Source organism: Polymorphobacter megasporae (assembly GCF_018982885.2).
In the GTDB taxonomy this organism is placed as follows: Bacteria; Pseudomonadota; Alphaproteobacteria; order Sphingomonadales; family Sphingomonadaceae; genus Polymorphobacter_B; species Polymorphobacter_B megasporae.
Map to the genome: position 1 here is coordinate 104,993 of NZ_CP081848.1, position 24,485 is coordinate 129,477.

23 protein-coding genes are annotated in these 24,485 nt (G+C 67.2%); 12 read left to right on the forward strand and 11 right to left on the reverse strand.

Annotated features, from left to right (window positions below; translation table 11 throughout):
• Positions 1–75 precede the first annotated feature (75 nt).
• Entirely contained in the window at positions 76–651 is a 576-nt protein-coding gene (locus KTC28_RS00550) for a YqgE/AlgH family protein (RefSeq protein WP_216708955.1), read from the forward strand.
• On the opposite strand, the gene KTC28_RS00555 is transcribed toward KTC28_RS00550, so the two are convergent.
• Entirely contained in the window at positions 652–2,691 is a 2,040-nt protein-coding gene (locus tag KTC28_RS00555) for an AsmA family protein (RefSeq protein ID WP_216708954.1), read from the reverse strand.
• Between the two features lie 150 nt (positions 2,692–2,841).
• Between KTC28_RS00555 and rpmI the strand changes: the two genes are divergently transcribed.
• The 4 genes from rpmI (at position 2,842) to pheT (ending at position 7,033) form a co-directional block, all read left to right on the forward strand.
• Entirely contained in the window at positions 2,842–3,048 is a 207-nt protein-coding gene (gene rpmI / locus KTC28_RS00560; protein WP_216708953.1) for a 50S ribosomal protein L35, read from the forward strand.
• Between the two features lie 10 nt (positions 3,049–3,058).
• The gene (gene rplT, locus KTC28_RS00565) at positions 3,059–3,436 is read left to right on the forward strand and encodes a 50S ribosomal protein L20 (protein WP_216708952.1); all 378 of its coding nucleotides are present in this window, start codon (positions 3,059–3,061) and stop codon (positions 3,434–3,436) included.
• 181 nt (positions 3,437–3,617) lie between these two features.
• Entirely contained in the window at positions 3,618–4,685 is a 1,068-nt protein-coding gene (gene pheS / locus KTC28_RS00570) for a phenylalanine--tRNA ligase subunit alpha (protein WP_216708951.1), read from the forward strand.
• Positions 4,682–7,033 carry a phenylalanine--tRNA ligase subunit beta gene (pheT, locus tag KTC28_RS00575; protein ID WP_216708950.1) on the forward strand — a complete coding sequence of 784 codons (2,352 nt, stop codon included), beginning with the start codon at positions 4,682–4,684 and terminating at the stop codon, positions 7,031–7,033. Before pheS ends, pheT begins: the two co-directional genes overlap by 4 nt.
• A gap of 97 nt (positions 7,034–7,130) precedes the next feature.
• On the opposite strand, the gene KTC28_RS00580 is transcribed toward pheT, so the two are convergent.
• The 3 genes from KTC28_RS00580 to KTC28_RS00590 all read right to left on the reverse strand — a co-directional run bounded on the left by KTC28_RS00580 (position 7,131) and on the right by KTC28_RS00590 (position 9,927).
• Complete coding sequence (locus KTC28_RS00580) at positions 7,131–7,916, reverse strand: alpha/beta fold hydrolase (RefSeq protein WP_216708949.1); 786 nt, start codon at positions 7,914–7,916, stop codon at positions 7,131–7,133.
• A gap of 79 nt (positions 7,917–7,995) precedes the next feature.
• Positions 7,996–8,655, reverse strand: coding sequence for an outer membrane protein (locus KTC28_RS00585; protein ID WP_216708948.1), 660 nt, complete (start codon positions 8,653–8,655; stop codon positions 7,996–7,998).
• Between the two features lie 243 nt (positions 8,656–8,898).
• Complete coding sequence (locus KTC28_RS00590; protein WP_216708947.1) at positions 8,899–9,927, reverse strand: aspartate-semialdehyde dehydrogenase; 1,029 nt, start codon at positions 9,925–9,927, stop codon at positions 8,899–8,901.
• Between the two features lie 123 nt (positions 9,928–10,050).
• Between KTC28_RS00590 and KTC28_RS00595 the strand changes: the two genes are divergently transcribed.
• A complete protein-coding gene (locus KTC28_RS00595) occupies positions 10,051–11,424 on the forward strand; it encodes a pyridoxal phosphate-dependent decarboxylase family protein (protein WP_216708946.1) in 1,374 nt (457 codons plus the stop codon).
• Here the strand turns inward: KTC28_RS00595 and leuB are convergent.
• From leuB to leuC, 4 genes are all read right to left on the reverse strand, one after another.
• Positions 11,421–12,488: a 3-isopropylmalate dehydrogenase gene (gene leuB, locus KTC28_RS00600; protein WP_216708945.1), complete on the reverse strand. Its 1,068-nt coding sequence runs from the start codon at positions 12,486–12,488 to the stop codon at positions 11,421–11,423. The genes KTC28_RS00595 and leuB overlap by 4 nt on opposite strands.
• Positions 12,489–12,557: 69 nt before the next feature.
• Entirely contained in the window at positions 12,558–12,959 is a 402-nt protein-coding gene (locus KTC28_RS00605; RefSeq protein WP_216708944.1) for a BLUF domain-containing protein, read from the reverse strand.
• Positions 12,960–13,060: 101 nt separating this feature from the next.
• Complete coding sequence (gene leuD / locus KTC28_RS00610) at positions 13,061–13,657, reverse strand: 3-isopropylmalate dehydratase small subunit (protein WP_216708943.1); 597 nt, start codon at positions 13,655–13,657, stop codon at positions 13,061–13,063.
• Positions 13,657–15,069: a 3-isopropylmalate dehydratase large subunit gene (gene leuC, locus KTC28_RS00615; protein WP_216708942.1), complete on the reverse strand. Its 1,413-nt coding sequence runs from the start codon at positions 15,067–15,069 to the stop codon at positions 13,657–13,659. The genes leuD and leuC overlap by 1 nt, the downstream gene beginning before the upstream one ends.
• A 162-nt stretch (positions 15,070–15,231) precedes the next feature.
• Here leuC and KTC28_RS00620 point away from each other — a divergent pair, with 162 nt between their 5' ends.
• From KTC28_RS00620 to KTC28_RS00640, 5 genes are all read left to right on the forward strand, one after another.
• Positions 15,232–16,830, forward strand: coding sequence for a phytoene desaturase family protein (locus KTC28_RS00620; RefSeq protein WP_216708941.1), 1,599 nt, complete (start codon positions 15,232–15,234; stop codon positions 16,828–16,830).
• A gap of 32 nt (positions 16,831–16,862) precedes the next feature.
• A complete protein-coding gene (locus KTC28_RS00625; RefSeq protein ID WP_216708940.1) occupies positions 16,863–17,696 on the forward strand; it encodes a S1/P1 nuclease in 834 nt (277 codons plus the stop codon).
• A gap of 49 nt (positions 17,697–17,745) precedes the next feature.
• Entirely contained in the window at positions 17,746–18,306 is a 561-nt protein-coding gene (locus KTC28_RS00630; RefSeq protein ID WP_216708939.1) for a peroxiredoxin family protein, read from the forward strand.
• A gap of 242 nt (positions 18,307–18,548) precedes the next feature.
• Positions 18,549–19,604 carry an NF038122 family metalloprotease gene (locus KTC28_RS22605; protein WP_216708938.1) on the forward strand — a complete coding sequence of 352 codons (1,056 nt, stop codon included), beginning with the start codon at positions 18,549–18,551 and terminating at the stop codon, positions 19,602–19,604.
• 58 nt (positions 19,605–19,662) lie between these two features.
• Positions 19,663–19,926, forward strand: a complete 264-nt coding sequence (locus tag KTC28_RS00640; protein ID WP_216708937.1) for a hypothetical protein — start codon at positions 19,663–19,665, stop codon at positions 19,924–19,926.
• 6 nt (positions 19,927–19,932) lie between these two features.
• On the opposite strand, the gene KTC28_RS00645 is transcribed toward KTC28_RS00640, so the two are convergent.
• Positions 19,933–21,114, reverse strand: a complete 1,182-nt coding sequence (locus KTC28_RS00645; RefSeq protein ID WP_216708936.1) for an acetyl-CoA C-acyltransferase — start codon at positions 21,112–21,114, stop codon at positions 19,933–19,935.
• Between the two features lie 81 nt (positions 21,115–21,195).
• On the opposite strand from KTC28_RS00645, the gene ppa reads away from it, so the two are divergent.
• On the forward strand, positions 21,196–21,744 hold the full coding sequence (gene ppa, locus KTC28_RS00650) for an inorganic diphosphatase (RefSeq protein WP_216708935.1): 549 nt from the start codon (positions 21,196–21,198) through the stop codon (positions 21,742–21,744).
• 47 nt (positions 21,745–21,791) lie between these two features.
• Here ppa and KTC28_RS00655 read toward each other — a convergent pair whose 3' ends face one another.
• Positions 21,792–23,093 carry a glycosyltransferase family protein gene (locus tag KTC28_RS00655; RefSeq protein ID WP_216708934.1) on the reverse strand — a complete coding sequence of 434 codons (1,302 nt, stop codon included), beginning with the start codon at positions 23,091–23,093 and terminating at the stop codon, positions 21,792–21,794.
• A gap of 11 nt (positions 23,094–23,104) precedes the next feature.
• Positions 23,105–24,418, reverse strand: coding sequence for a hypothetical protein (locus KTC28_RS00660; RefSeq protein ID WP_216708933.1), 1,314 nt, complete (start codon positions 24,416–24,418; stop codon positions 23,105–23,107).
• Between the last annotated feature and the right edge of the window lie 67 nt (positions 24,419–24,485).

The window sequence follows — 24,485 nt, forward strand, 5'->3', positions numbered from 1 at the left end:
TCCCATTGGCTTGGTGCGCCCTGCGATAGCGACGCGCATTGCACGCGTCTAGCGCCCCGGTTTATGACGGTTCGGATGAGTGATCCGCGCTTCCTGACCGGTCAATATCTCCTGTCGATGCCCGGCATCGGCGACGAGCGCTTCAACCGGACGGTCATCGCGATGTGCGTCCACGACGACGACGGCGCGCTTGGAATGATCGTCAATCGCCCGCATGCGTCGATGACGGTCCGCGAATTGATGGCGCAACTCGACATCGACCCCGGTGTCACGCCACTCGACGCGCGCGTGATGAGCGGCGGCCCAGTCGAGCCAGGGCGCGGCTTCGTCGTTCATTCACCCGACTATAGCGGACAAGGGACGATCCACGTCGGCAGCCTCGGCGGGATTCGCTGGGGACTGACCTCGACGGTCGACGTGCTGCGCGACATCGCGGTCGGCCGCGGGCCGAAGCGCTGGCTGGCGGCGCTCGGCTATACCGGCTGGAGCGCGGGGCAGCTCGATAACGAGCTATCCCGCCACGGCTGGCACAGCATCGAGGGCAGCGACGACTTGATGTTCGACACCGCCGTCGACCGCCGGTGGCCGCGTGCATTCGCCTCGCTCGGCATTGATGTCGGACATCTGTCTGCCGCGTCGGGCACGGCGTAGCTACTTCTTTCTCTTGATCTTCGGATCGGGGGTTGCCGAGTCGACAACCGCCGCGGTTTTTGCGCCTTCGACCGCCGCACAATTCGAATTCTTCGCGGTGCCGAGGTCGACGAACGGCAGGATCGCCGCGATCGGGGTTCCGACGATGCCGAGCAATACGCTGGCACCGCCGCGCGTGAGCAATTCCTTCGAGATCGGATTGATCTTCGGCGCGGCGAACCAGCCGCCGACCCCGATCGGCGATTGACCCGAGAACAGGCTGAGCTCCTTCGACCGCCCGCGGAGCGAAAGGTCGATCGCTTCGTCCTTGAAGCTGAATTGCCCGTTCATCCGGTAGACTGCGCGGCCGGTGTCGAAGATCACCGGATCGGCGCGCGAGATGCCGTTTGTGACGGTAAACGCCGCAAGGCCGCAGCGAATATCGCGCGGCTTCTTCAGGTCCTTGCCAAAGAACGCGAGCAGGAAATTCTGCACGTCGAGCTTCGCCAACTCGATATTGCGCACCCACAATGTGCCTTGGCTGACGATGATCGCAATCCGGCCGGTCGAGGCTCCCAGCGACGTCCTCACCGAATCGCCTGCCCCGCGCAGCTTGATGCGCCCGCCGACGTTTGCAGTGGTGCCGTTATCCTCGACCTTGAACGACGTCAGCAGCCGCCCGATCGGGACTTGGGTCATGCGGATGTCGTAGTCGGCGACAACCGGTTCCTTGTGCGCATCGAGCTCGATATCTGCAGTCACCCGCCCGCCGATGACGTCGAAGGCCACCGGCTTCAACTTCAGGTCGCGATCGTCGAGGTCGAGCGTCAATGTCAGATTGGCGATCGGCACGTTGCCGGTCCGAATATGCGCCGCGGTATAATGGACGTCGGCGTCGAAACCTTTGAGCGACGTGATATCGAGCGATGCGTCGGGCAGGACACGCGGATGTCCGTTGACGATCGTGATCGCACCCTTGCCGCCCTGCGCGTCGAGCTTATCCGGCGAATATCCAATCCACGGGCCGACATCGAGAATATCCAGCGTCTGGGTGTGGAGGTCGCCGACGATCTTCGAACGTGCCCCGCCTGTCGTCACGGACAGCCGCCCGGCGAGGTCGGAATCGCCGAAACGTCCGGCGAGATTGGTGAATCTATAGGTGTCGCCGGACTTGGTGAAGTTCGCCGCCAACTTGTACGGCCGGCTCGGCGGAGCGTTCGCCCCCGCCAGCTTGAACAGCGTCTGAAGGTTCTTGCCCGCGAGTGTCACGCGAAGGTCAGCCCCCTCGATCCGCGTCGCGCCGGGAAGCGTGCCCGACACGTCGATCTGCGTCGCGGCGACATACGCATGGAGGTCGAGCCCGGTCTTGCCGCCAACAATCGTCGAGTTCGGCGTGGTCAGGCTGCCGTGAAGCTTGAACGGCGCGGCGAGCGCAGTGCCGCCACCGGCGAAGGTGAGCGGCCCCGTCACGGTGCCGCTGTCGCGCTTCCCGACCGACCCGTTAAGGTCGCCGAAGGTCAGGCGGACATCGGCCTTGTGCTTCGCGTCGATATAGTGCGCGATCGTCCCGGTTACCGCCGCGCGGTCGATCGGCGGCATCTTGAACGGCGTGTTGCCGGCGAAGGTCCAGGTGTTGCGCCCCGCCGCGTCGATCTCCAACCCGGCGCTGCCGCCATCGAGATTGAGAAACAGGATATGCTGGCGCCCGAAGATCAGGTCGAAGGTGCTGATTTCGGCATCGATCAGCTTCGCGCTGAACAACTGCGGGTCGTGCGCCCATGACGGGTTGGCGAGGGTCAGTCCCTCGGCGACAAACTTGAGGTGGAACGGATTAAAATAGAACTGGAAATCGCCCGCCACCGCGACTTGCCGGTCGGCGTAGCGGCTGGCGTATTTCTCGAAGGTCGGCTTGAGGAAACGTCCTTTGGTGACGAACAGGATCAGCCACGCGAGCACGATCAGGCCGATGATCGTCATCAGCACCCCGAGCACCGCACTTACCGCCCCGTGGAACGGCTCGCGGCGGCGCATGGTCGTAGGGTCCGCGGTGAGTGTATCCATCGCGACCCAACGGCGACGGCGCGATGTCGTTCCGGCGCATCATCGGTTGCGTCAAGTGGGGCATGCGGCTATACGCCCGCCTCCACGTCTGAATCGCCCGGCTGAATGGGCTGCCGAGGCGATTCTGTTTGCGTGTTCACAGGAGACGAAATGCCCAAGCTCAAGACCAAGAGCGGTGTCAAGAAGCGATTCAAGATCACCGCGTCGGGTAAGGTGAAGCACGGTGCCGTCGGCAAGCGCCACCGCCTGACTCACCACAATGCCAAATACATCCGCCAGAACCGCGGCACAGACACGATTTCCGACGCCGATGCGCGGACGATCAAGCTCTGGGCCCCGTACGGCCTGAAGCGCTAGGAGTCCCGATATGGCACGTGTCAAACGCGGGACAACCTCGCACGCCCGTCACAAGCGGGTCCTCGAATTGGCGAAGGGCTATTATGGCCGTCGCAAGAACACCATCCGCGTCGCGCGGCAGGCGGTCGAAAAGGCCGGCCAGTATGCGTATCGCGACCGCAAGGCGAAGAAGCGCAACTTCCGCGCGTTGTGGATTCAGCGAATCAACGCCGCCGTTCGCGAAGTCGGCCTGACCTACGGCGTCTTCATGCACGGCCTCAAGCTGGCGAATGTCGAACTGGACCGGAAGATCCTCGCCGACATCGCGATGCACGAGCCCGAGGCGTTCCGCGCGATCGCCGCGCAGGCGCAGGCCGCGCTCGACGCCAAGCCGGCGCTCGCCGCTTAAGCACGGCTCGACGACGTTCAGGGGCGCGGGTGGCGACAAGCCGCCCGCGCCCCTTTCGTTTTGGGACTCGTCAAGCTAAGCCCCTCCCTGTCATCCCCGCGAAAGCGGGGACCCAATGTCACTGCCCTCGGTGACCTTGGGTCCCCGCTTTCGCGGGGATGACGGTTTGAGAAATGGACCGATGACCGAACCCGACCAGCTCATCGCGGCGATCGACGCCGCTGCCTCCCTCGACGCGCTCGAGGCGATCCGCGTCGCCGCGCTCGGCAAGGCGGGCAGCGTCACCGCGCTGATGAAGACGCTCGGCCAGATGGCCCCCGAACTCCGCCTAACCGAGGGGCCGCGGCTCAACGCGCTGCGCGATGCGGTCTCTACCGCGATCGCAGCGCGGAAGACCGCACTCGAAGCCGCCGCACTCGATGCACGTCTCGCGAGCGAGCGCCTCGACATGACGCTGCCAGTGGCGGCCACCCCGACGGGCAGCATCCACCCGATCAGTCAGGTGATGGACGAGCTCGCCGAGATCTTCGCCGACCTCGGCTTCGCGGTCGCCACCGGTCCGGAGATCGAAGACGACTGGCACAATTTCACCGCGCTCAACATGGATGAAAATCACCCGGCGCGGGCGATGCACGACACGTTCTATTTCCCCGACACGCCCGGCAGCGACAAGCGCATGGTGCTGCGGACACACACCTCGCCGGTCCAGATCCGGACGATGCTGACGCAGAAGCCGCCGATCCGGATCATTGCACCGGGGCGGACGTACCGCTCCGATTCCGACGCCACCCACACCCCGATGTTCCATCAGGTCGAGGGGCTGGTGATCGATCGCGGCATCACGATGGGACATCTCAAGTGGACGCTCGAGACCTTCGTCAAGGCGTTCTTCGAGGTCGACGAGATCGAGCTGCGGCTGCGCCCGAGCTATTTCCCCTTCACCGAGCCGTCGGCCGAAGTCGACGTCGGCTGTTCGTGGGCGGGCGGCACGCTGTCGATCGGCGGCAGCGAGTCGTGGCTCGAAATCCTCGGCAGCGGCATGGTCCATCCGCGCGTCATCGAAGCCTGCGGCCTCGACCCCGAGGAGTATCAGGGCTTTGCCTTCGGCTGCGGCATCGACCGGCTGGCGATGCTCAAATACGGCATGACCGACCTCCGCGCCTTCTTCGACGGCGACGCCCGCTGGCTCCGCCACTACGGCTTCCGCGGCATCGACGTGCCGACGCTGAGCGGGGGAGTCGGGGCGTGAAATTCACTCTGTCGTGGCTCCGCGACCATCTCGACACCGATGCCTCGCTCGACCGCATTCTGACCGCGCTGACCGATTGCGGGCTCGAGGTCGAGGGGGTGACCGATCCGGCGAAGGCGCTCGCGCCGTTCGTCATCGCCGAGGTGCTCACCGCCGCGCCGCACCCGCAGGCCGACAAGCTCCAGGTGCTGACCGTCACCACCGGCGGCGATTCGGTCCAAGTTGTTTGCGGTGCGCCGAACGCGCGCGCGGGGATGAAGGGCGTGTTCGGCGCGGTCGGGACGTACGTTCCCGGGAGCGACCTGACGCTCAAGGTCGCGAGCATTCGCGGCGTCGAATCGCGTGGGATGATGTGTTCGATGCGCGAGCTCGAGCTGTCCGACGAGCATGACGGGATCATCGACCTTCCCGAAGACGCCCCGATCGGCACCGCCTACGCCGCATGGGCAGCGCTCGACGATCCGGTGATCGAGGTCGGGATCACGCCGAACCGGCAGGATTGCATGGGGGTCGCCGGGATCGCGCGCGACCTCGCCGCCGCCGGTATTGGGACGCTGCGGACGCCGCCGGTCGCGCCGGTCGCGGGCTGCTTCCCCTGCCCGGTCGAAATCCGCACCGACGATCCTGACAGCTGCCCGGCGTTCCTCGGGCGCGCAGTTCGCGGCGTCGTCAACGGCCCCTCGCCCGACTGGCTCCAGCGGCGGCTCCGCGCGATCGGGCAGAAGCCGATCTCGGCGCTTGTCGACATCACCAATTTCATCACCTTCGACCGTGGCCGCCCGCTTCACGTCTACGACCTCGCGCATGTCACCGGCGGACTGACCGCCAGGCGCGCGGTGCCGGGCGAAAGCGTCGCCGCGCTCAACGGCAAGACCTATGCGCTCGACGCGACAATGACCGTCATCGCCGACGACCGCGAAGTCCACGACATCGGCGGGATCATGGGCGGGGCGGCGTCGGGCGTGTCGGCGGCGACGACCGACGTGCTGATTGAATGCGCCTATTTCGCCCCCGAGCGGATCGGCGCGACCGGGCGCAAGCTTGGGCTGAGCAGCGACGCGCGCGCGCGCTTCGAACGCGGTGTCGACCCCGGTTTCCTCGTCGGCGGCCTCGACCTCGCGACCGCGATGGTCCTCGACCTGTGCGGCGGCGAGGCGTCCGACGCGGTCGTCGCCGGCAGCATCCCCGTCCCCGACAAGACCGTGATGTACCGCCCCGACCGCACCCGCACCCTCGCGGGGGTCGCGGTCGGGACCGACGAACAGGCGGCGATCCTGACGCGGCTCGGCTTCGGCGTGACGCGCGGCGAGCGCTGGCGCATCGCCGTGCCGTCGTGGCGGCGCGACATCGACGGCGAGGCCGATATCGTCGAGGAAGTCGTCCGCATCAACGGCTTTGCGCATATCCCGTCGACCCCGCTGCCGCGCGCCGAGGGCGTCGCCCGCCCGACCGCGACCCCGGCGCAATTGATCGAGCGCCGCCTTAGCCGCGCACTCGCCGCGCGCGGGCTCGACGAGGCGGTGACATGGAGCTTCGTCTCCCCGGCGCAGGCCGAGCCGTTCGGCGGCGCGGCGTGGACGCTCGACAATCCGATCTCGTCCGAGCTGTCGGCGATGCGTCCGTCGCTCGTCCCCGGGCTGCTCGCGGCGGCGAAGCGCAACCTCGACCGCGGCGAGGCGGGCGTCCGGCTGTTCGAGGTCGGGCGGCGCTATCTGGCCGATGGCGAGCACGCCACTGCTGCGATCGTGATGGCCGGTGCCGCGCGCGCGCGCGACTGGCGGACCGGCGCGGCGACGACTTATTCGGCGTTCGACGCGAAGGCCGAGGCGGTCGCCGCGCTCGCCGCCGCCGGGGTGCCGGTCGACCGGCTGAGCGTCCTGCCGCCCGTCGATCCGTGGTTCCACCCCGGGCGTTCGGGCCGCCTCGCACTCGGAGCGAAGATGGTTCTGGCGAGCTTCGGCGAGCTCCACCCGCGCGTCGCGACGACACGCGAGCCGGTCGCGGTCGCCGAAATCTACCTCGATGCGATCCCGGCGGCGCGGTCGGGCAAGCGGTCGCGCCCGGCGTTCACCCCGCCGCCGTTGCAGGCGATAACCCGCGACTTCGCCTTCGTCGTCGCCGCCGATCTGCCCGCAGAGACGCTGCTGCGGAGCGTTCGCGGCGCCGACAAGGTGGCGATCACCAACGTCGCGCTGTTCGACCGCTTCCCGCTCGACGACAAGGTCAGCCTTGCGTTGACGGTAACGCTCCAGCCGGTCGAGCGCAGCTTCACCGATGCCGACATCGACGCGATCTCGGCGAAGATCGTCGCCGCCGCGGCGAAGGTTGGCGGCGTGCTGCGGGGCTAGGTTATCATTTCGACGTCATCCCCGTGAAAGCGGGGACCCAAAGTCCCTGCCAGTGGTGACCTTCGGTCCCCGCCTTCGCGGGGATGACAATCGGTAATTAAGCGGGACTTTCCTGCGCCACGAACGCGGCGATCGCAGCGCCGAGGTTGGGCATCGTGACCGAACTCATGTGCGTCCCCGGGATCTCGTTATAGTGTGCGTTAGGCAGCGCCGCCGCGAGATCGGGGGCCGAGCCATTGTCCTGATCGGCGGCACCGCACACCACCAGCGCCGGGGTCGCCAGCGCGCGGATCGCGTCGATCGACGTTTCCGCCTGCGCGCGGAGGAGGTGCGACACCGCCTCACCGTCGATCTTGTTGGTCTTCATGAACTGGACCGCGAGCCAGCCGGGGGTGCCGCGCGCGAAGCTGTCGGGCTCGGCGATGACGTTTAGGAACCAGCCGGTCCGCCGGTTCGACTCGATCAACCCGGCGAGGCCCATCCCGGCGAGGACCACGCGGCGCGGACGCATCCCACGAACCATCAAGCGCACCGCGGTCCGGCTGCCGAGCGAATAGCCGCCGAGGTCGAAGTCGGTCAGCCCGAGGTGCGCGACGAGCGCCTCGACATCGCGCGACAGGACGTCGACCGGGTACGCAGCGGCGTCGTGCGGCTTGGCACTCAGCCCGTGCCCGCGGAAATCGGGCATGATGACACGGAACCCGGCGGCGGCGATCGTCGCGGCGGTGCCGAACCTGATCCAGTTGGTAACCGCGTCGCTGAACAGCCCGTGGAGCAGGACGACGGGCCGCCCCTCCCCGACCTCGCGCCATACGATCGCCTGCCCGTCGAACGAAGCAAAGGTCTGCGCCGGCACGGCGGTCTTGGTCGGGTCATTGCTCATGCGCGTTCGATACGCTCCGGCTTGGACACCGGCAATCGAAGCGTGCCGGGGCAGGATCTCCCTGCCCCGGCGTGGTCGACTAGAAGTGGAAGTTCAGCCCTGCCGTCACAGCGTTGCGGCGGTAATTGCTGGTGACGTTGCCCTCGTTGGCGAACGAGGCGTCGTACAGGTTGCGCGTGCCGTATTCCGAGTAGTTATACTCGACCCGGGCCGTCACCGCGCGGGCGATCGCCTGCTCGTAGCCGACGCCGACGGTGTAGCCGTCACGGTTCTCGACATCGTATCCGGTGCCGTTTCCGGTGTCGAAGCGCGCGTTCGAATAGCCGCCGCGGACGTAGACCAGCCCGCCGGGATTGACGAGATAACCAAGGCGGCCGGTTCCGTTGAAGGTCCGTCCGACGCGCAGATCGTAGATGTTGTTATAGCCGTCGTACGACCGGCCATCGCCGGTCCGCCCGGTCGCGCTCGCCTCGACACCGAGGACGAAGTGCGGGCTCAGACGGTAGTCGTAGCCGATCTGTCCGCCATAGGCGAAACCCGACGTCCGGTCGCGCGCGCGGTAGAACGAGCCGTCGGCGGTCGCGAGCCCGAGCCGCTGCTCATCCTGCTGCCAGCCGCCCTGGATACCGATGTACGGCCCGTTGAACGCCTGCGTCGGCTCGCTGACGACCGAACCGACCTGGGCCGATGCCGACGCAGCGGCCAACGCCGCAGATGCGGCGAAAATGAATTTCATCATAAGGAGGGAACCTCTTAAGCTAATTACCGGTGAAAACGCGCCGGTACCCGGAGCAGCCTCGCACGGCGCAATTGCAGCCGATTAGCGAAGCCGTCACCAAAACGTCTTACGCAATAAAAGGAGCCAAACCCTTGGCGGGATTGTCATTCCGCCCGCGATTCAAGCGGGCGGAATCGTCAAGCGGCGACAAGCGGCTGCCTTGCCCCGGGCCCGAACGGGCGAAACGAACGCTGCGGGACGGGTCTAAGCCGCCTTTTTCAGGTGCCGCCGCCCGAGCAGCTCGGCGATCTGGACCGCGTTGAGCGCCGCACCCTTGCGGAGATTATCCGCGACGCACCACAGCTGCAGGCCGTATTCGACGGTCGGATCCTTGCGGACGCGGCTGACGTAGGTCGCATATTCGCCGACGCATTCGAGCGGGGTGATGTAGCCGCCGTCTTCGCGCTTATCGACGAGCATGACGCCGGGGGCCTCGCGCAGGATCGCCTGCGCCTGTGCCGCCGACAACGGCCGCTCGAACTCGATCGAGATCGCTTCGGAGTGACCGACAAAGACCGGCACGCGGACGCACGTCGCGGCGACCTTGATGTCCTGCCCCATGATCTTCGCGGTTTCGGCGACCATCTTCCATTCTTCCTTGGTCTGGCCGTCGGGCATGAAGACGTCGATGTGCGGGATGACGTTGAAGGCGATCTGCTTGGTGAACTTCGAATGCGTCTTGGGGTCGCCGACGAAGACCGCGCGGGTCTGTTCGAACAGCTCGTCCATCCCCGCCTTGCCCGCGCCCGAAACCGACTGGTAGGTCGCGACGACGACGCGCTTGATCGTCGCCGCCTCGTGGAGCGGCTGGAGCGCGACGACCATCTGTGCAGTCGAACAGTTCGGGTTCGCGATGATATTGCGCTTGGTGTAGCCGTCGATCGCGGTCGGGTTGACCTCGGGCACGATCAGCGGGACGTCGCGCTCCATGCGGAACAGCGACGAATTGTCGATGACCACGCACCCGGCGGCGGCGGCGATCGGGGCGTATTGCGCCGCCGGGCCCGACCCTGCCGCGAACAGCGCGATGTCATAGCCGGAGAAGTCGAAATGCTCGAGGTTCTGCACCTTGAGCGTGCGCCCGTCCTCGCCGAAATCGATGATGTCGCCCTGGCTGCGCCCGCTCGCGAGCGCAGCGATTTCCTTGATCGGAAACTGCCGCTCGGCAAGGATGTTGAGCATCTCGCGCCCGACGCTCCCGGTCGCGCCGACGACGGCGACGTTGTAGGCCATTCGTGTTCTCCTGTGGGTGCGCGACTTAGCGACGCGCAGGCAGATCGGCAAGTCGAGCGCGGAAACCGGAAAGCGCCAGACCGCAGCGCCCAGCCGTGCGATACGCCTCCGGGGGAGACTTTGATGACCGATCAGACGATGACGATCCGCGCGCTCGACGCTGCCGCCACCGCGGCCAAGGCGTATGTCACCGGACTCGATGCCGCTCCCGTCGCGGCAACGGTGAGCCTCGCCGACCTCCGCGCCCGGCTCGACATCGGGCTGGGCGATACCGGAACCGCTGCGGACGAGGTGATCACGGACCTTGTTGCCGCCGTCGAGGGCGGGATTACCGGCAGCGCTGGCGGTCGGTTTTTCGCCTGGGTCATCGGCGGCACCCTCCCCTCGGCGCTCGCCGCCGACTGGCTTGCCGCGACATGGGACCAGAATGCCGGCCTGACAGCGTGCAGCCCGGCCGCGTCGGCGGTCGAGGAGATCGCTGGGAATTGGCTCAAGGACGTGCTGGGCCTACCGGCAGCGGCGTCGTTCGCGCTGACCAGCGGTTGCCAGATGGCGCATGCGACCTGCCTTGCGGCGGCGCGCCACCGGCTGCTCGCCGGCCGCGGCTGGGACGTCGAGGCCGACGGTCTCGCCGGGGGGCCGCCGATCATGGTGATCGCGAACGACCAGCGGCATTTGTCGATCGATCGCGCGCTGCGGCTGCTCGGGATCGGCACGAAGGCGCTCTTGCCTGTCGCAACCGGCGACGACGGGCGGATCCTGCTGACCGCATTCGACGCCGCTCTCGCCGCCGCGGGCGACCGCCCGGTGATCGTCGCGCTCAATGCCGCCGACCTCAACATCGGGTCGTGCGACGACTTCGCCACGCTGATCCCACGCGCCAAGGCGGCCGGCGCGTGGGTCCATGTCGACGGCGCGTTCGGCTTGTGGGCGAAGGCGTCGCCACGGCACCGCGCGGTCGTCGACGGGGTCGAACGCGCCGACAGCTGGGCGACCGACGCGCACAAATGGCTCAACATCCCGTACGACTGCGGAATCGCCGTCGTTGCCGACGCCCCCGCGCACCGCGCCGCGATGACGGTATCGGCGAGCTACATGCCGGTCGGCGGCGATGCACGCGAGGCGGTCGACTGGAACCCCGAATGGAGCCGCCGGGCACGCGGTTTCGTCGTCTATGCGGCGCTGCGTGAGTTGGGGCGCGACGGCATCACAGCGCTCGTCGACCGCTGCTGCGCGCATGCCGCGACGCTGGCGCACGGCATCGCCGCGCTCCCCGGCGCGCGGCTGATCGGCGGCCCCGGGCTCAATCAGGCGCTGATCTCGTTCGGCGACGCGACCGATGCCGTCATCGCCCGGATCAACGCGAGCGGCGAGGCGATGTTCGGGGCGACGACGTGGCGCGGCCAGCGCGCGATGCGGATCTGCGTGATTAACTGGCGAACGACCGACGCCGATATCGCACGCGCGATTGCCGCGGTCGCGGCGGCGCTCGACTAGAGGTGCGCGAGGACCGCGTCGGCCATCGCGGCGGTTGCCAGCGTCCCGCCGATGTCGCGCGTCCGCGCACCGCCATCGAGCGCCGCTGCGACCGCCGCTTCGACCGCGTCGGCGAGATCGGGCCGCCCGAGCGAGTAGCGCAGCCCCATCGCGAGGCTGAGGATCGACGCACACGGGTTCGCCACCCCCTGCCCGGCAATGTCGGGCGCGCTGCCGTGGATCGGCTCGTACAGCCCCGGCGTCCCCGCCTCGCCCAGCGCCGCCGATGGCAGCATGCCGAGCGATCCCGTCAGCATCGCCGCCGCGTCGGACAGGATATCGCCGAACAGATTGTCGGTGAGAATGATGTCGAACTGCTTCGGCGCCTTGACCAGCTGCATCGCGGCGTTGTCGGCGAGGATATGCGTCAGGTCGATGTGCGGATAGTCGGCGTCGCGGAGCGCCTGCACCTCCTCACGCCACAACAGCCCCGCTTCCATCACGTTCGCCTTTTCGGCCGAAGCGACCCGGCGACTCCGGTGCTTGGCGAGGTCGAAGGCGACCCGTGCGACGCGGCGGATTTCAGACGACGTATAGACGTGGGTGTTGACGCCGCGGCGCTCGCCATTGCCGAGATCCTCGATCCCGCGCGGCTCGCCGAAATAGACCCCGCCGGTGAGTTCGCGGACGAACAGGATGTCGAGCCCGTCGACGATCTCGCGCTTGAGGCTCGACGCGTCGGCGAGCGCGGCGAAACATTTCGCCGGGCGCAGGTTGGCGAAGACGTTCATCCCCGCGCGCAGTGCCAGCAGCCCTGCCTCGGGACGCTTGTCGTACGCCTGCTTTGCCCATTGCGGCCCGCCGACCGCGCCCATCAGCACCGCGTCGGACGCCTTTGCCTGCGCGAGCGTCTCTGCGGTCAGCGGCACGCCGTCGGCATCGATCGCCGCGCCGCCGAAGCGCGCAGTCGCCGTCGTCACGTCGAGGCCGTGATGCGTGTTGAGCCGGTCGACGACGCGCGCGGCCTGCGCGGTGACTTCGGGGCCGATCCCGTCGCCGGGGAGGAGGAGCAGGGTCTTGGTCATCGTGCCCCCGTAGCCGAGGCGACGGCGCTTCGCCAAGCCGGACGCGCGCCGTCCGGACTTAATTGCGCCTTAGCCGATACATTTCGCGAGGCCCCCGATCGCCGTGCGATACGCGTCCGACGACGGATCGCATTCGGCGAGCAGGTTCATGATCGTCCCAGCGCTGGTGCCGCCCCCGACGAATGCCATCGACCACGCCCCGAACGACCGCGCGCCGACCGACTGACGCGACATGATATGGATGCCGGAGTGGCGCCGATCGGTCGTGATTGTGGCAAGCATCGGATCGACGTCGCTCGCGGCGCCCTCCAGGATTTGCACGAATCGCCCGGAATTAAAGGCCAGGACGCCGGTAATCTTCCGCTTTGCGTTGTTAATCAGCGATTTCTCGACGATTTCGGCGAGCGTAATGAAAAAAGTCGACGAGCCGTCGTCGACGATGCTGGTACTGCGATAGGCGAGCTGAATCATGCCATGATGACTCCATCAGCGTCGTTCGCAAGTCAACTACATATGTTACTTACACGTAATGAAAATTATTCAGAATAGGATTTTGAGGACTTGTCGATCTGTTAACGCGTTGCTGCCCCCGCGAGCCACGGGCGCTCGCTCGCCAGCCGCGCCTCGTAGCGCGCGATCGCCGGGGCCATCGTCAGCGTCAGGCCGATCTCGTCCTGCCCCGACAGCAGGGCGGCCTTGCGGAACGGGTCGACGGCGAAGGTGAAGCGGTCCTGATAGCCGGTCGTGACGACCTGGTTTTCGAGGTCGACGGTGATGTCGGCATCGGCGGCGACGACCATCAGCCGGTCGATCTGCTCCTGCGGCAGTTCGACCAGCACCAGTCCGTTCTTGTACGAATTGCCGCTGAAGATATCGGCGAAGCTCGGTGCGATGACGACGCGGAAGCCCATGTCGGCGAGCGCCCATGGCGCGTGTTCGCGGCTCGACCCGCAGCCGAAGTTGTCGCCCGCGATCAGGATCGGCGCGCCCGTGTTGCGGGCCGAGTCGAAGATGTTGCCGGGGTCGCTGCGGATGACGTCGAACGCCCCCGCGCCGAGCCCCGACCGCGTCACGGTCTTGAGAAAGCGCGACGGGATGATGACGTCGGTGTCGACATTCTCCGCGCCGAACGGGACGGCGATACCGGTGACGGTGTGGAACGGTTGCATCAGCCCATCAACTCGCGGACGTCGGTGAGATGGCCGGTGACCGCCGCCGCCGCCGCCATCGCGGGCGACAACAGATGCGTCCGTGCGCCGGGACCCTGGCGGCCGACGAAGTTGCGGTTGCTCGTCGAGGCGCAGCGCTCACCCGCCGGGACCTTGTCGGGGTTCATGCCGAGGCACATCGAGCAGCCGGGCGCGCGCCAGTCGAACCCCGCCTCGATGAAGATGCGGTCGAGCCCCTCGGCTTCGGCCTGAAGCTTGACCAGCCCCGACCCCGGCACGACGAGCGCCTGGCGGATGCCGCTGGCGACGTGACGCCCCTTTGCGACCGCGGCGGCGGCGCGAAGGTCCTCGATCCGGCTGTTGGTGCAGCTGCCGATGAAGATATTCTCGACGACGACATCCTCGAGCCGTGTCCCCGCCGCGAGGCCCATGTAATCGAGCGACTTCGCCGCGGCGAGGCGCTTGCCGGCGTCGGCGAAGCTGTCGGGTGACGGGACGACCCCGGTGATCGCGACGACGTCCTCGGGGCTCGTCCCCCACGTTACCAGCGGCGCGATCGCTTCGCCGTCGATGACGACGACGCGGTCGTAGGCGGCGCCGCGATCACTCGGCAGCGTCCGCCAATACGCGACGGCGGCGTCCCACGCGGCTCCGGTCGGCGACCGCGGGCGGCCGCGCAGATACTCGAACACCTTGGCGTCGGGGGCGACGAGCCCGGCGCGCGCACCCGCCTCGATCGCCATGTTGCACACCGTCATCCGGCCCTCGATGCTCAGCGCGTCGATGACCTCGCCGGTATATTCGATGACCGACCCGGTCCCCCCGGCAGTGCCGAGCGCGCCGACGATCGCCAGCGCGACGTCCTTCGCCGAAATCGAGAAGCCGAGCGTTCCGGTGACGCGGACCTCCATCGAGCTCGACTGCTTGAGCAGGAGCGTCTGGGTGGCGAAGACGTGCTCGACCTCGCTCGTGCCGATGCCGAATGCCAATGCCCCGAGCGCGCCATGCGTCGCGGTGTGGCTGTCGCCGCAGACGAGGGTCGTGCCGGGCAAGGTGAACCCCTGCTCGGGCCCGATGACGTGGACGATGCCCTGCGCGGCGGCGTTCAATTCGATCAGCTCGACCCCGAACTCGGCGCAATTGGCGGTCAGCGTTTCGACCTGCAACGCCGACTGCGGGTCGACGATCGGCTCGAACCGGTGGTTGGTCGGGACATTATGATCGGGCACCGCGAGCGTCAGGTCGGGGCGATGGACCGCGCGCCCGGCAAGCCGGAGTCCCTCGAATGCCTGCGGGGTCGTCACCTCGTGGATCAGATGGCGGTCGATCCAGATCAGCGCGGTGCCGTCGTCGCGCTGTTCGACGACATGGTCGTCCCAGATCTTGGCATACAGGGTGCGGGGGGTTGTCATCGGCGATGGGGTACGAAGGTGCGGCGTTAGGGTCAACTCCACGCGCCGTCATCGCTTCAATCAACCTGTCATCCCCGCGAAAGCGAGGACCCAAGGTCACCGCCGGTCGTGACTATGGGTCCCCGCTTTCGCGGGGATGACAGTATTGTGTAGGAGCGTGTGATGCTCGATGCAGTCATCATCGGCGGCGGCCACAACGGCCTCGTCGCCGCTTTCTACCTCGCCCGCGCTGGGATGAAGGTGCGCGTCGTCGAGGCGCGCGGGGTCGTCGGCGGCGCGGCGGTGACCGAGGAGTTCGCCCCCGGCTTCCGCAATTCGGTCGCGAGCTACACCGTCAGCCTGCTCCGCCCGAAGATCGTCGCCGACATGGACCTGCCGGCGCACGGCTACCGCGTGGTTTCGCGCGACCTTGCGAACTTCCTGCCGTTGCCCGGCAGCAACCATCTCAAGGTCGGCGGCGGGCTGGCGCGGACGCAGGCCGAGTTCGCGCGCTTCTCCGCCGCCGACGCCGCCGCCCTCCCCGCTTACTACGCCGCGCTCGAAGCCGTCGCCGACGTCCTCCGCCACCTCGCGCTGACCACCCCGCCGAACGCGGGCGGCGGCTTGCGCGCGCTGTTGGCAATGGCAGCACAAGGGCGCGGGGCGGCGCGGCTGGGGATCGAGGCGCAGCGCGATGTCCTCGCACTGTTTACCCAGAGTGCGCGGCAATTCCTCGACGGCTGGTTCGAGAGCGCCCCGGTCAAAGCGGCCTTCGGCTTCGATGCGGTCGTCGGCAACTACGCCAGCCCCGACACGCCGGGGTCGGCGTACGTCCTGCTTCACCACGTCTTCGGCGAGGTCAACGGCGTCAAGGGCGCGTGGGGCCACGCGGTCGGCGGGATGGGGGCGATCACCCAGGCGATGGCCGCGGCGTGCACGGACGCCGGGGTCGAGATCGTCCTCGACGCTCCGGTCGCGCGGGTGCTGACGAGCGGCGGCCGTGCGACCGGGGTCCGCCTGGTGTCGGGCGAGGAGATCGCGGCGAAGATCGTCGTCGCCAACGTCACCCCGAAACTGCTGTTCGAAAAGCTCGTCGACCCTGCCGACCTGACCCCCGCCTTCCGCCGCCGCATCGCCGGAACGCGCTACGGCTCGGGCAGCTTCCGGATGAACGTCGCGCTGCGCGAACTGCCCGACTTCACCACGCTCCCCGGCCCCGGCGAGCACCACCGCAGCGGCATCATCATCGCGCCGAGCCTCGACTATATGGACCGCGCCTTCACCGACGCCCGGGCGCACGGCTGGTCGCGCGAACCGATCGTCGAGATGACGATCCCGTCGACGGTCGATCCGGGACTCGCGCCGCCGGGGATGCACGTCGCCAGCCTGTTCGCACAGCAGTTCGCCCCGGTCCTGCCCGATGGCCGGAGCTGGGACGACGAGCGCGCCGCCGCCGCCGACTCGATCATCGACACCGTGACCAAGGCCGCGCCGAACTTCCGCGCCAGCATCATCGCGTCGACCGCGCTGTCGCCGCCCGACCTCGAGCGCAAGTTCGGGCTGACCGGCGGTGACATCTTCCATGGCAGCATGGGGATGGACCAACTCTGGTCGGCGCGCCCGGTCCTCGGCAACGCGAGCTACCGCGCGCCGGTCCGCGGGCTGTACCTGTGCGGCGCGGGCAGCCACCCCGGCGGCGGCGTCACCGGCGCCCCGGGGCACAATGCCGCGCACGAGATCCTCGCCGACCGGCGCTGGTGGCGCGCGCGCTGGCCGTCTTGAAACTGCAACAGCGCGGGTGCAACGGAAGCGGCATGCGTATCTTGCTTGCCGCTGCCATCGCCCTTCTCCCCACGCCCGCATTCGCGTGGGGCAAGACCGGGCACCGTGTCATCGGCGCGATCGCCGAGCGGATGATCAGCCATCGCGCGCGCAACGGCGTCCGTGCGATCCTCGGCACCGAGAGCATCGCCGAAGCGTCGGCGTGGCCCGACTTCGAACGCTCGAACCCCGACGCCTTCTGGCAGAAGGAGGCGGGGCCGTTGCATTATGTCACCGTTCCCGCCGGCAAGACCTATGCCGAGGTCGGGGCACCTCCCGAAGGCGACGCCGTCACCGCGCTCAAGCGCTTCGCCGCAACGGTCCGCGACCGCAACGCGCCGCTCGCCGACCGGCAGCTCGCGCTGCGCTTCATCATTCACATCGTCGGCGACCTCCACCAGCCGCTCCACGCGGGCAACGGCACCGACAAGGGCGGCAACGACGTCAAGGTCATCTTCCAGCGCGAGCCGACCAACCTCCACGCGGTGTGGGATTCGCGGCTGATCGACCAGGAGCAGCTGTCGTACACCGAGATGGCCAACTGGCTGAACGCGCGCATCACCCGCGCCGATCGCGCGAAATGGCGCGATCCGAACCCGCTGACATGGATCGGCGAGTCCGCCGCGATCCGCGACCGCATCTATCCTGAAGCGCCCAAGTCGGACGCCGGAAAGCCCGACGCCGGGAAACCGGGCGAGCCGATCAAGCTCGGCTTCGACTATATCTATGCGTGGACCCCGACCCGCGACCTCCGCCTCGAACAAGGCGGGGTTCGGCTGGCGGCGTATCTCGACTGGGTCTTCGCCCGGCATCCGGCGCAACTGTAACCCGCACGCAGTCGAGCACGAAGAACTCCGGTCCACCGGAGGGTTACCCATGCGCCTGCTCACGCCGATCACCGCGATCGTTGCCGTCCTCGCCGCGATGCCGGCAATCGCTGGCATCGACATCGGCCCTGCGGTTGGAGCCATGGCGCCGTCGCTTGCAGCAACGGTCGTCGATTCCGCGGGTAAGCCGGAGTCGCTCGCGTCGGTCCGCGGCAAGCGTGGCACCGTCCTAATGTTTTTCCGCTCGGCGAAGTGGTGCCCGTATTGCCAGCACCAGTTGATCGAGTTCAAGGCCGCCGCCGCACCGCTCGCGCAACGCGGCTACACGCTCGTCGCGATCAGCTACGACGCGCCCGACACGCTGACCGGCTTCGCCGCGAAGCAGGACATCGGCTTCACCCTTTTGTCCGACCCGGGATCGAAGACGATCGACGCGTGGAAGCTGCGCGACCCGCAATACGCCCCCGATAGCTTCGCCTTCGGCGTGCCGCGCCCGGCGATCTTCGTCATCGACACCAAGGGCGTGATCCGCGCCAAGCTTGCTGAGGACGGCTACAAAATTCGCCCATCGGTCGAAGCGGTTCTCGCCGCTGTCGACACGGTCAAATAGGGTCGACCCGCTCGGTCACCTGCCGTCCTTACGGGCTGACTACCCCGCCTAGCTCTACCACCCGCTCATGCGACGATAGGTCGCAATAGTCGCCATTCGGTATTACTATGTTGCTAATATAACACATAAATTAAGGTTATTAAGGCGAAACCACCTTTCGATTGTACGGTATAACGTTTCATTTCAGTGTCGTGACAGTCGCGGATCACGGGCAACCCGCGGCTAAACAGGGGTCACTGAACATGAAGATACACCGACAAACTCTGCTTGCGGCTGCCATTCTCGGCAGCCTGGCGGCGACGAGCGCGTCCGCCTTGACGATCAATCTGATCAATACCGGCGGCGTCGAAGACGGCACCGCAGCCTACACTGGCTTTCGCGCCGCCGCGAATTACTGGGAGTCGATGTTCAGCGACAACGTCACGCTGACCTTCAACGTCGGCTTCACGTCGATCGGGTTCGCGTCGACCACGCTCGGTTCGACGTCGAGCGCATCGAGCAGCAAGACGACTGCCGCTTGGAAGACCGCGCTGACCGCCGACGCGACCACCGCGCTCGATGCCAGTGTCGTCGCGAACCTGCCGAATTTCTCGAGCACGACCGTCGTCCTCAACAACACCGTCGAGAAGGCGCTCGGCCTTTACACCGGGTTGCCCACCACGATCGACGCGACGATCAAGTTCAACAGCGCGCGGCCGTTCGATTTCGATACGCGCAATGGCTTCGCCACGGTGTCGTCGGACTTCGTCGCCGTCGCGGTCCACGAGATGGGTCACGCGCTCGGCTTCACCAGCGCGGTCGGCACCAACACCACGCTCAACTCGCGTCCGACCAACATCGATATGTTCCGCTACAAGGACGGCGCCTGGAACAACACGTGGGGCGGCAAGCCGTACTTCTCGATCGACGGCGGCGCGACCGAGTTCGAAGGCAATGCCGGTTTCTCGGCCGGGCCGGACGGCTATCAGACGTCGCATTGGCGTGAAGGTGCGCGAATCCATGACGGCGTCCATTGCACCGTACTGCTGGAACCGCAGGTCGGCATCCTCGATCCGACCGGCGGCCTGTGCCAGGAAGGCATCGTTACCAGCCAGGACCTTGCGATCTTCGACGCGATGGGCTGGAACCTGACGACGAATATTCTGGCCAATCCCAATTACCAGATGAAGAGCTCGCAGATCCTGCAGAACTATCTCAACACCGTTCCCGAACCGTCGACGTGGGCGCTGTTGATCGCCGGCTTCGGCTTTGTCGGTGCCGCGATGCGTCGCCGCGTAGCCACGGCAGTTACGGCCTGACCTTGTCGCCGCCGGTCCTCGGACCGGCGGCGTCTTTTCGCGAAAACGGGGAAGATCAATGCTGACGGTATCGACCGCACTCGTTCTTGTCGCGCTGACGCTGCCGCAGCAGCGCAGCCTCGACCGGACATTCGTCTGCCCCGAAAAGCTCGCCGACGACACGGCGCGGCTGACTGCGATCACGCGCTACATGGATGATTATGCGCGGCTCGACCCGGCGGCGACGGTCAACGACCGGCTGGCCTACCGCGACAAACTGCTGGCGAAGCACCATTGCGCACCCGACGGCGACAAGGCGCAGTACACCTTCCCGCAGACCTGAGCCGCGTCAGGCCAGTTCGACCGCCACCGCCGTCGCCTCGCCGCCGCCGATGCACAGCGCGGCGACGCCCTTGCGCCCGCCGGTCCGCTGCAACGCCGCGATCAGCGTCGCGATGATCCGCGCGCCGCTTGCGCCGATCGGGTGGCCGAGCGCGGTCGCGCCGCCGTGGACGTTGAGCCTGTCGCGCGGAATACCGAGGTCGCGCATCGCGATCATTGCGACGACGGCAAACGCCTCGTTGACCTCGAACAGGTCGACGTCGGCGACGCTCCAGCCCGCCTTATCCAGAACCCTCTGCACCGCGGGGACGGGGGCGGTGGTGAACTTGCCGGGTTCGTGCGCGTGCGCGGCGTGGGCGACGAGCCGTGCGACCGGGGTCAGGCCGTGGGCGAGCGCGACGCTCTCGCGGGTCAGAACCAGCGCCGCCGCGCCGTCGGAGATCGATGAGGCGTTCGCCGCTGTGATCGTCCCGTCCTTGGCAAAGGCGGGCTTGAGCGCGGGAATCTTCGCCGGTTGCGCCTTGCCGGGCTGCTCGTCGGTGTCGACCGTCACAGGGCCGGCGCGCGACGGCACGACGACCGCGACGATCTCGCCGGCAAACGCTCCGGAGTCGATCGCGGCAGTGGCGCGGCGAAGCGATTCGAGGGCGTAGTCGTCCTGCTCAACGCGGGTGAACTGATAATCGCGGGCGCTGTCCTCGGCGAACGATCCCATCAGCTTGCCGGGATCATAGGCGTCCTCGAGCCCGTCGAGGTACATCGAGTCCTTGATCGCGTCGTGGCCGATCCGCGCTCCCGCGCGGTGCTTAGTCAGCAGGTACGGCGCATTCGACATGCTCTCCATGCCACCCGCGACGACGATGTCGGCCGAGCCGCTGGCGAGCGCGTCGTGCGCCATGATCGTCGCCTGCATGCCGCTGCCGCACATCTTGTTGACCGTCGTCGCTGTGACCCCGAGCGGGAGCCCCGCGCCAATCGCCGCCTGCCGTGCCGGCGCCTGGCCGAGCCCGGCGGGGAGGACGCAGCCCATGATGATCTGGTCGACCGCCGCGCCATCGACACCCGAGCGCTCGACTGCCGCACGGACCGCGGTGCTGCCAAGCACGGTCGCACTGACCCCGCTCAACGCCCCCTGGAACCCGCCCATCGGCGTGCGGGCATAGGATAGAATAACAACGGGATCGGTCATGCGGCAAATTCCACTGGACGGTGACAAGCGTCATGTCGGCACGCTATGGCGGCGCGTCAATCACTCAGCCAGGGAACACCCGTGGATATCTCAAAGATCCCGACCGGCCGCGCGCCGCCGTACGACATCAACGCGATCATCGAAGTGCCGATGGGCGGCGAGCCGGTGAAGTACGAAATGGACAAGGCGAGCGGCGCGCTGTTCGTCGACCGCTTTCTCCACACCGCGATGTTCTACCCGGGCAATTACGGCTTCATCCCGCACACGCTGTCGGCCGACGGCGACCCGATCGACGTTCTCGTCGTCGGACAGACCCCGCTCGTGCCCGGAGCGGTCTGCCGCGTCCGTCCGATCGGCGCGCTGGTCATGGAAGACGAAGGCGGCGGCGACGAGAAATTGATCGCGGTCCCGGTCGATGCGCTCCACCCGTTCTACGCCAACATCAAGAGCCCGCACGACCTGCCCCCGACACTGATGGAGCAGATCGCGCACTTCTTCGAGCATTACAAAGACCTCGAAAAGGGCAAGTGGGTGACGATCGGCGAGTGGAAGGATGCCGACGGCGCCGTCGCACTGCTCAACGAGGCAATTGCACGGGCGGAGGAAGCCGGCGTTAAGTCAGCCGTCTAAGCCGCCCCTGACCCGTCGCCTGCGCAGGCGACGGGTCAGATCATCGCCTATTGCGGCGCGGCTTCGCCGGTCTCTTTCGGCTTTCTGTATAGCGCCCACAGCGTCGCGACGACATCGACCGCGAGGAAAACGCTCAGCGTATAGATCAGATAGCGGTAGCGCAGGATCGGCTGCACCAGCAGATACGGCAAAACGAGGATCGCCAACGCCGCGAGCAGATAGACGTACCGCCGGTTGCGCGCGATCTGCATCGGCAGCCCGCACAGCGCGAGCCATACCGCGACCGCGAGATAGGCGCCGCGCAGCGCCGCAGAGCGCGAGTTGACCGTTCCGAACGGGTTGAAGAACCACTCCGGCGGGAGGAAATATTCCCTCACATGGCGCGCCAGCAGGATTGCGGTGCCTTCGGGATGCCCAGTGATCCACGCCATCGTCTGCTTGCCGAGCACGGCATTATAGGCGACCTCGCCACCGGCTGCCTTCATCGCGTCATAACCCTTCGGCCTGATCGGATGGATATCGCGGAGGCGGGCGGTCATCGCGGCGCGCTCGTCGGTCGCGTGGAGCATCGTGTCGTTGAGCCCGACCGCCAGTTCGAGTCCCGGATCGCTCCGCGTCAGGATTGGCCGGCCCAGCGCCGCGCGGTTGTGCAGCGCCCATGGCGCGATGAAACACGCGGTGACGAGCAGGGTCAGCGCCACGACGGCAGGCCATTGCTTGAAGGCGATGCGCCGGATCACGAAAATCGCGATGACGACGAACCCCGCAAGCCCCGCCGGCGGCGAGAGCAGCATGAGAAACGCGGCAATGCCGAGCGCGGGCACCAGGCCGGCCGCCCCGCCGATGCCGCGCGTGTCGAGGCGGACGACCAGCGCCAGCAGCCCGGTGATTCCGGCGACAGCGAGCGGGGCCTCCCAAACCTTGAGCTCGCGCATCTCCATGGAAAACTGGATCGGCAACAGCGACACCAGCGCGACCGCCGCGATACGCGGACGCAACGACATCCCCAGCGCACGCATCAGGAGGTAGGCGAAGCCGATCGAGACGCCGATCAGCCCCGCCGAGATCAGCGACAGCACCCACTCGGCCGCGGGCGTCGAGATGCCGAAGATCCGGTATACCCCGGCAATGAGCAGCGGCATGACCGGCGCGACATGCGCGGTCGGGCCGCTCCCCGGTCGAAACGTGTCGGCAAAATGCCCGGTCGTCGCCAGCGACACGGCAACGTGCCACGTCTCCGATGTCCGCGGGATCAGGCTGATCCACCACATCCGCAGGGCAATTCCGGCAAGAATCAGACCGATGACGATGAGCGCTTCGCGGCTGCGCACCCACCTGTCTTCGCTCACCGGGACGCTCCTCAACGTTGGATAGTGGTCCTCCCGCCGATCAGCCGCCACAGCAGCCCCGCCGCAAGGAAAGTCAGCAGCTCAGTAAAGGCGTACCGGTACCGCAACGTCGGCTGTACAATAATATAGATTAAGGTTGGGAAAATTATTGTTAATAAGACAACGACGAAGTGCCGCGGCTGTTCACGTAAGCCGATGACGATCGCGGCGAGCGCGAGCCCGGTCGTCGCCCAGACGATCGCCAGCTTGACGAGCAGGTTGTTCTTGCCGATCCCGTATTGATCGAACAGCCAGAGCGGCGGAAAATAGAGTTCGCGCAGATGGCGGAGTGTGATCCCAGCCGCCTCGTCCTTATGCGCCGCGATCCACTGCTTCGCCTCGACGCCGAGCATGGCGAAATACGTCGCGTCGTCGGGAAAGGTCTTGAACCGCGCATAAGCGGCATCGCTGAAGAACGGATGGATTTCCTCTGATCGGGCGACGAAGACCGCGCGCGGATCGACCGGATCGACCGCAGCGGCGTGGTAGGCAGTATCGAGCTCCATCCCGAAATTGCCGCGCGACGGCATGAAGCGGTCGTAGACGATGGCATTGCGCGCGATCCACGGCCCGTTGACGACGACGAAGCCGACGGCGAGCAGCGCCGCAGCAGGAAGCCAGCGTTGCCAGCGCAGGTGCCGCAACGCGACGAGGCCAAGCCCGGCATAGGCCCCGAGCGCGATTCCGGGATTGATCAGGAACGCGAACGCCGCGGCAAGCCCGAATCCGGCGACCACGCGCAGTGTCAAAGGACCACGCGCATCGAGGTGCAGCGTCCATAGCAGCAACCCCGCGCCGAGCATCGCGGCGAGGCCGCCCTCGCGGATGCGGAAGTCGACGGCTTCGACATAGAAATTGAGCGGGACGAGCGCGAGGAACGCCAGCGCCACGAGCCGGGGCACCGGGGCCACGCCGAGGCGGGCGGCGACGCGGTACAAAAACCAGAACAACGCGGCGATGATCACGCCGGCGATCACCGCGAGCGCCATCTCCGCCGCCGGTGTCCCGACGCCCAGCACGCGATAGACCAGCCCGCCGACGATCGGGTTGAACGGCCCGACATGGCTGCTCGGGCCGCTGCCGGGCCGGTACGCGTCGCCGAGTACGCCGGTCTCGGCAAAGGTCGCCGCGACATGCCACATCTCCGATCGATGCGGTCCCATCCGGGTCGCGGGATCGAGCAACAGCCAGACGAGGCGCGCGACGAAGCCGAGGGCGATGATGATCGCCACCAGTCGCCGTTCGACCTCAGGGCGCGCAACGATTCGGTCGAGCCGGTTCAGCATGCGTTCCCTGTCGTAACGGACAGCCACACTTGCCACGCCTTGTTGCCGCGCGCACCCTTTATTGCAT

Excerpts from the sequence above, each read along its gene's own strand:
- KTC28_RS00620 (WP_216708941.1), top strand. The coding sequence starts at position 15,232 with ATGCTCGATGCAGTCATCATCGGCGGCGGCCACAACGGCCTCGTCGCC.
- leuB (WP_216708945.1), bottom strand. The coding sequence starts at position 12,488 with ATGACCAAGACCCTGCTCCTCCTCCCCGGCGACGGGATCGGCCCCGAA.
- KTC28_RS00580 (WP_216708949.1), bottom strand. The coding sequence starts at position 7,916 with ATGAGCAATGACCCGACCAAGACCGCCGTGCCGGCGCAGACCTTTGCT.
- KTC28_RS00640 (WP_216708937.1), top strand. The coding sequence starts at position 19,663 with ATGCTGACGGTATCGACCGCACTCGTTCTTGTCGCGCTGACGCTGCCG.
- pheS (WP_216708951.1), top strand. The coding sequence starts at position 3,618 with ATGACCGAACCCGACCAGCTCATCGCGGCGATCGACGCCGCTGCCTCC.
- KTC28_RS00660 (WP_216708933.1), bottom strand. The coding sequence starts at position 24,418 with ATGCTGAACCGGCTCGACCGAATCGTTGCGCGCCCTGAGGTCGAACGG.
- rpmI (WP_216708953.1), top strand. The coding sequence starts at position 2,842 with ATGCCCAAGCTCAAGACCAAGAGCGGTGTCAAGAAGCGATTCAAGATC.
- KTC28_RS00630 (WP_216708939.1), top strand. The coding sequence starts at position 17,746 with ATGCGCCTGCTCACGCCGATCACCGCGATCGTTGCCGTCCTCGCCGCG.
- KTC28_RS00585 (WP_216708948.1), bottom strand. The coding sequence starts at position 8,655 with ATGATGAAATTCATTTTCGCCGCATCTGCGGCGTTGGCCGCTGCGTCG.
- leuD (WP_216708943.1), bottom strand. The coding sequence starts at position 13,657 with ATGCAACCGTTCCACACCGTCACCGGTATCGCCGTCCCGTTCGGCGCG.
- KTC28_RS00625 (WP_216708940.1), top strand. The coding sequence starts at position 16,863 with ATGCGTATCTTGCTTGCCGCTGCCATCGCCCTTCTCCCCACGCCCGCA.
- KTC28_RS22605 (WP_216708938.1), top strand. The coding sequence starts at position 18,549 with ATGAAGATACACCGACAAACTCTGCTTGCGGCTGCCATTCTCGGCAGC.
- KTC28_RS00550 (WP_216708955.1), top strand. The coding sequence starts at position 76 with ATGAGTGATCCGCGCTTCCTGACCGGTCAATATCTCCTGTCGATGCCC.
- leuC (WP_216708942.1), bottom strand. The coding sequence starts at position 15,069 with ATGACAACCCCCCGCACCCTGTATGCCAAGATCTGGGACGACCATGTC.
- KTC28_RS00555 (WP_216708954.1), bottom strand. The coding sequence starts at position 2,691 with ATGGATACACTCACCGCGGACCCTACGACCATGCGCCGCCGCGAGCCG.
- KTC28_RS00590 (WP_216708947.1), bottom strand. The coding sequence starts at position 9,927 with ATGGCCTACAACGTCGCCGTCGTCGGCGCGACCGGGAGCGTCGGGCGC.
- KTC28_RS00595 (WP_216708946.1), top strand. The coding sequence starts at position 10,051 with ATGACCGATCAGACGATGACGATCCGCGCGCTCGACGCTGCCGCCACC.
- rplT (WP_216708952.1), top strand. The coding sequence starts at position 3,059 with ATGGCACGTGTCAAACGCGGGACAACCTCGCACGCCCGTCACAAGCGG.
- KTC28_RS00605 (WP_216708944.1), bottom strand. The coding sequence starts at position 12,959 with ATGATTCAGCTCGCCTATCGCAGTACCAGCATCGTCGACGACGGCTCG.
- KTC28_RS00645 (WP_216708936.1), bottom strand. The coding sequence starts at position 21,114 with ATGACCGATCCCGTTGTTATTCTATCCTATGCCCGCACGCCGATGGGC.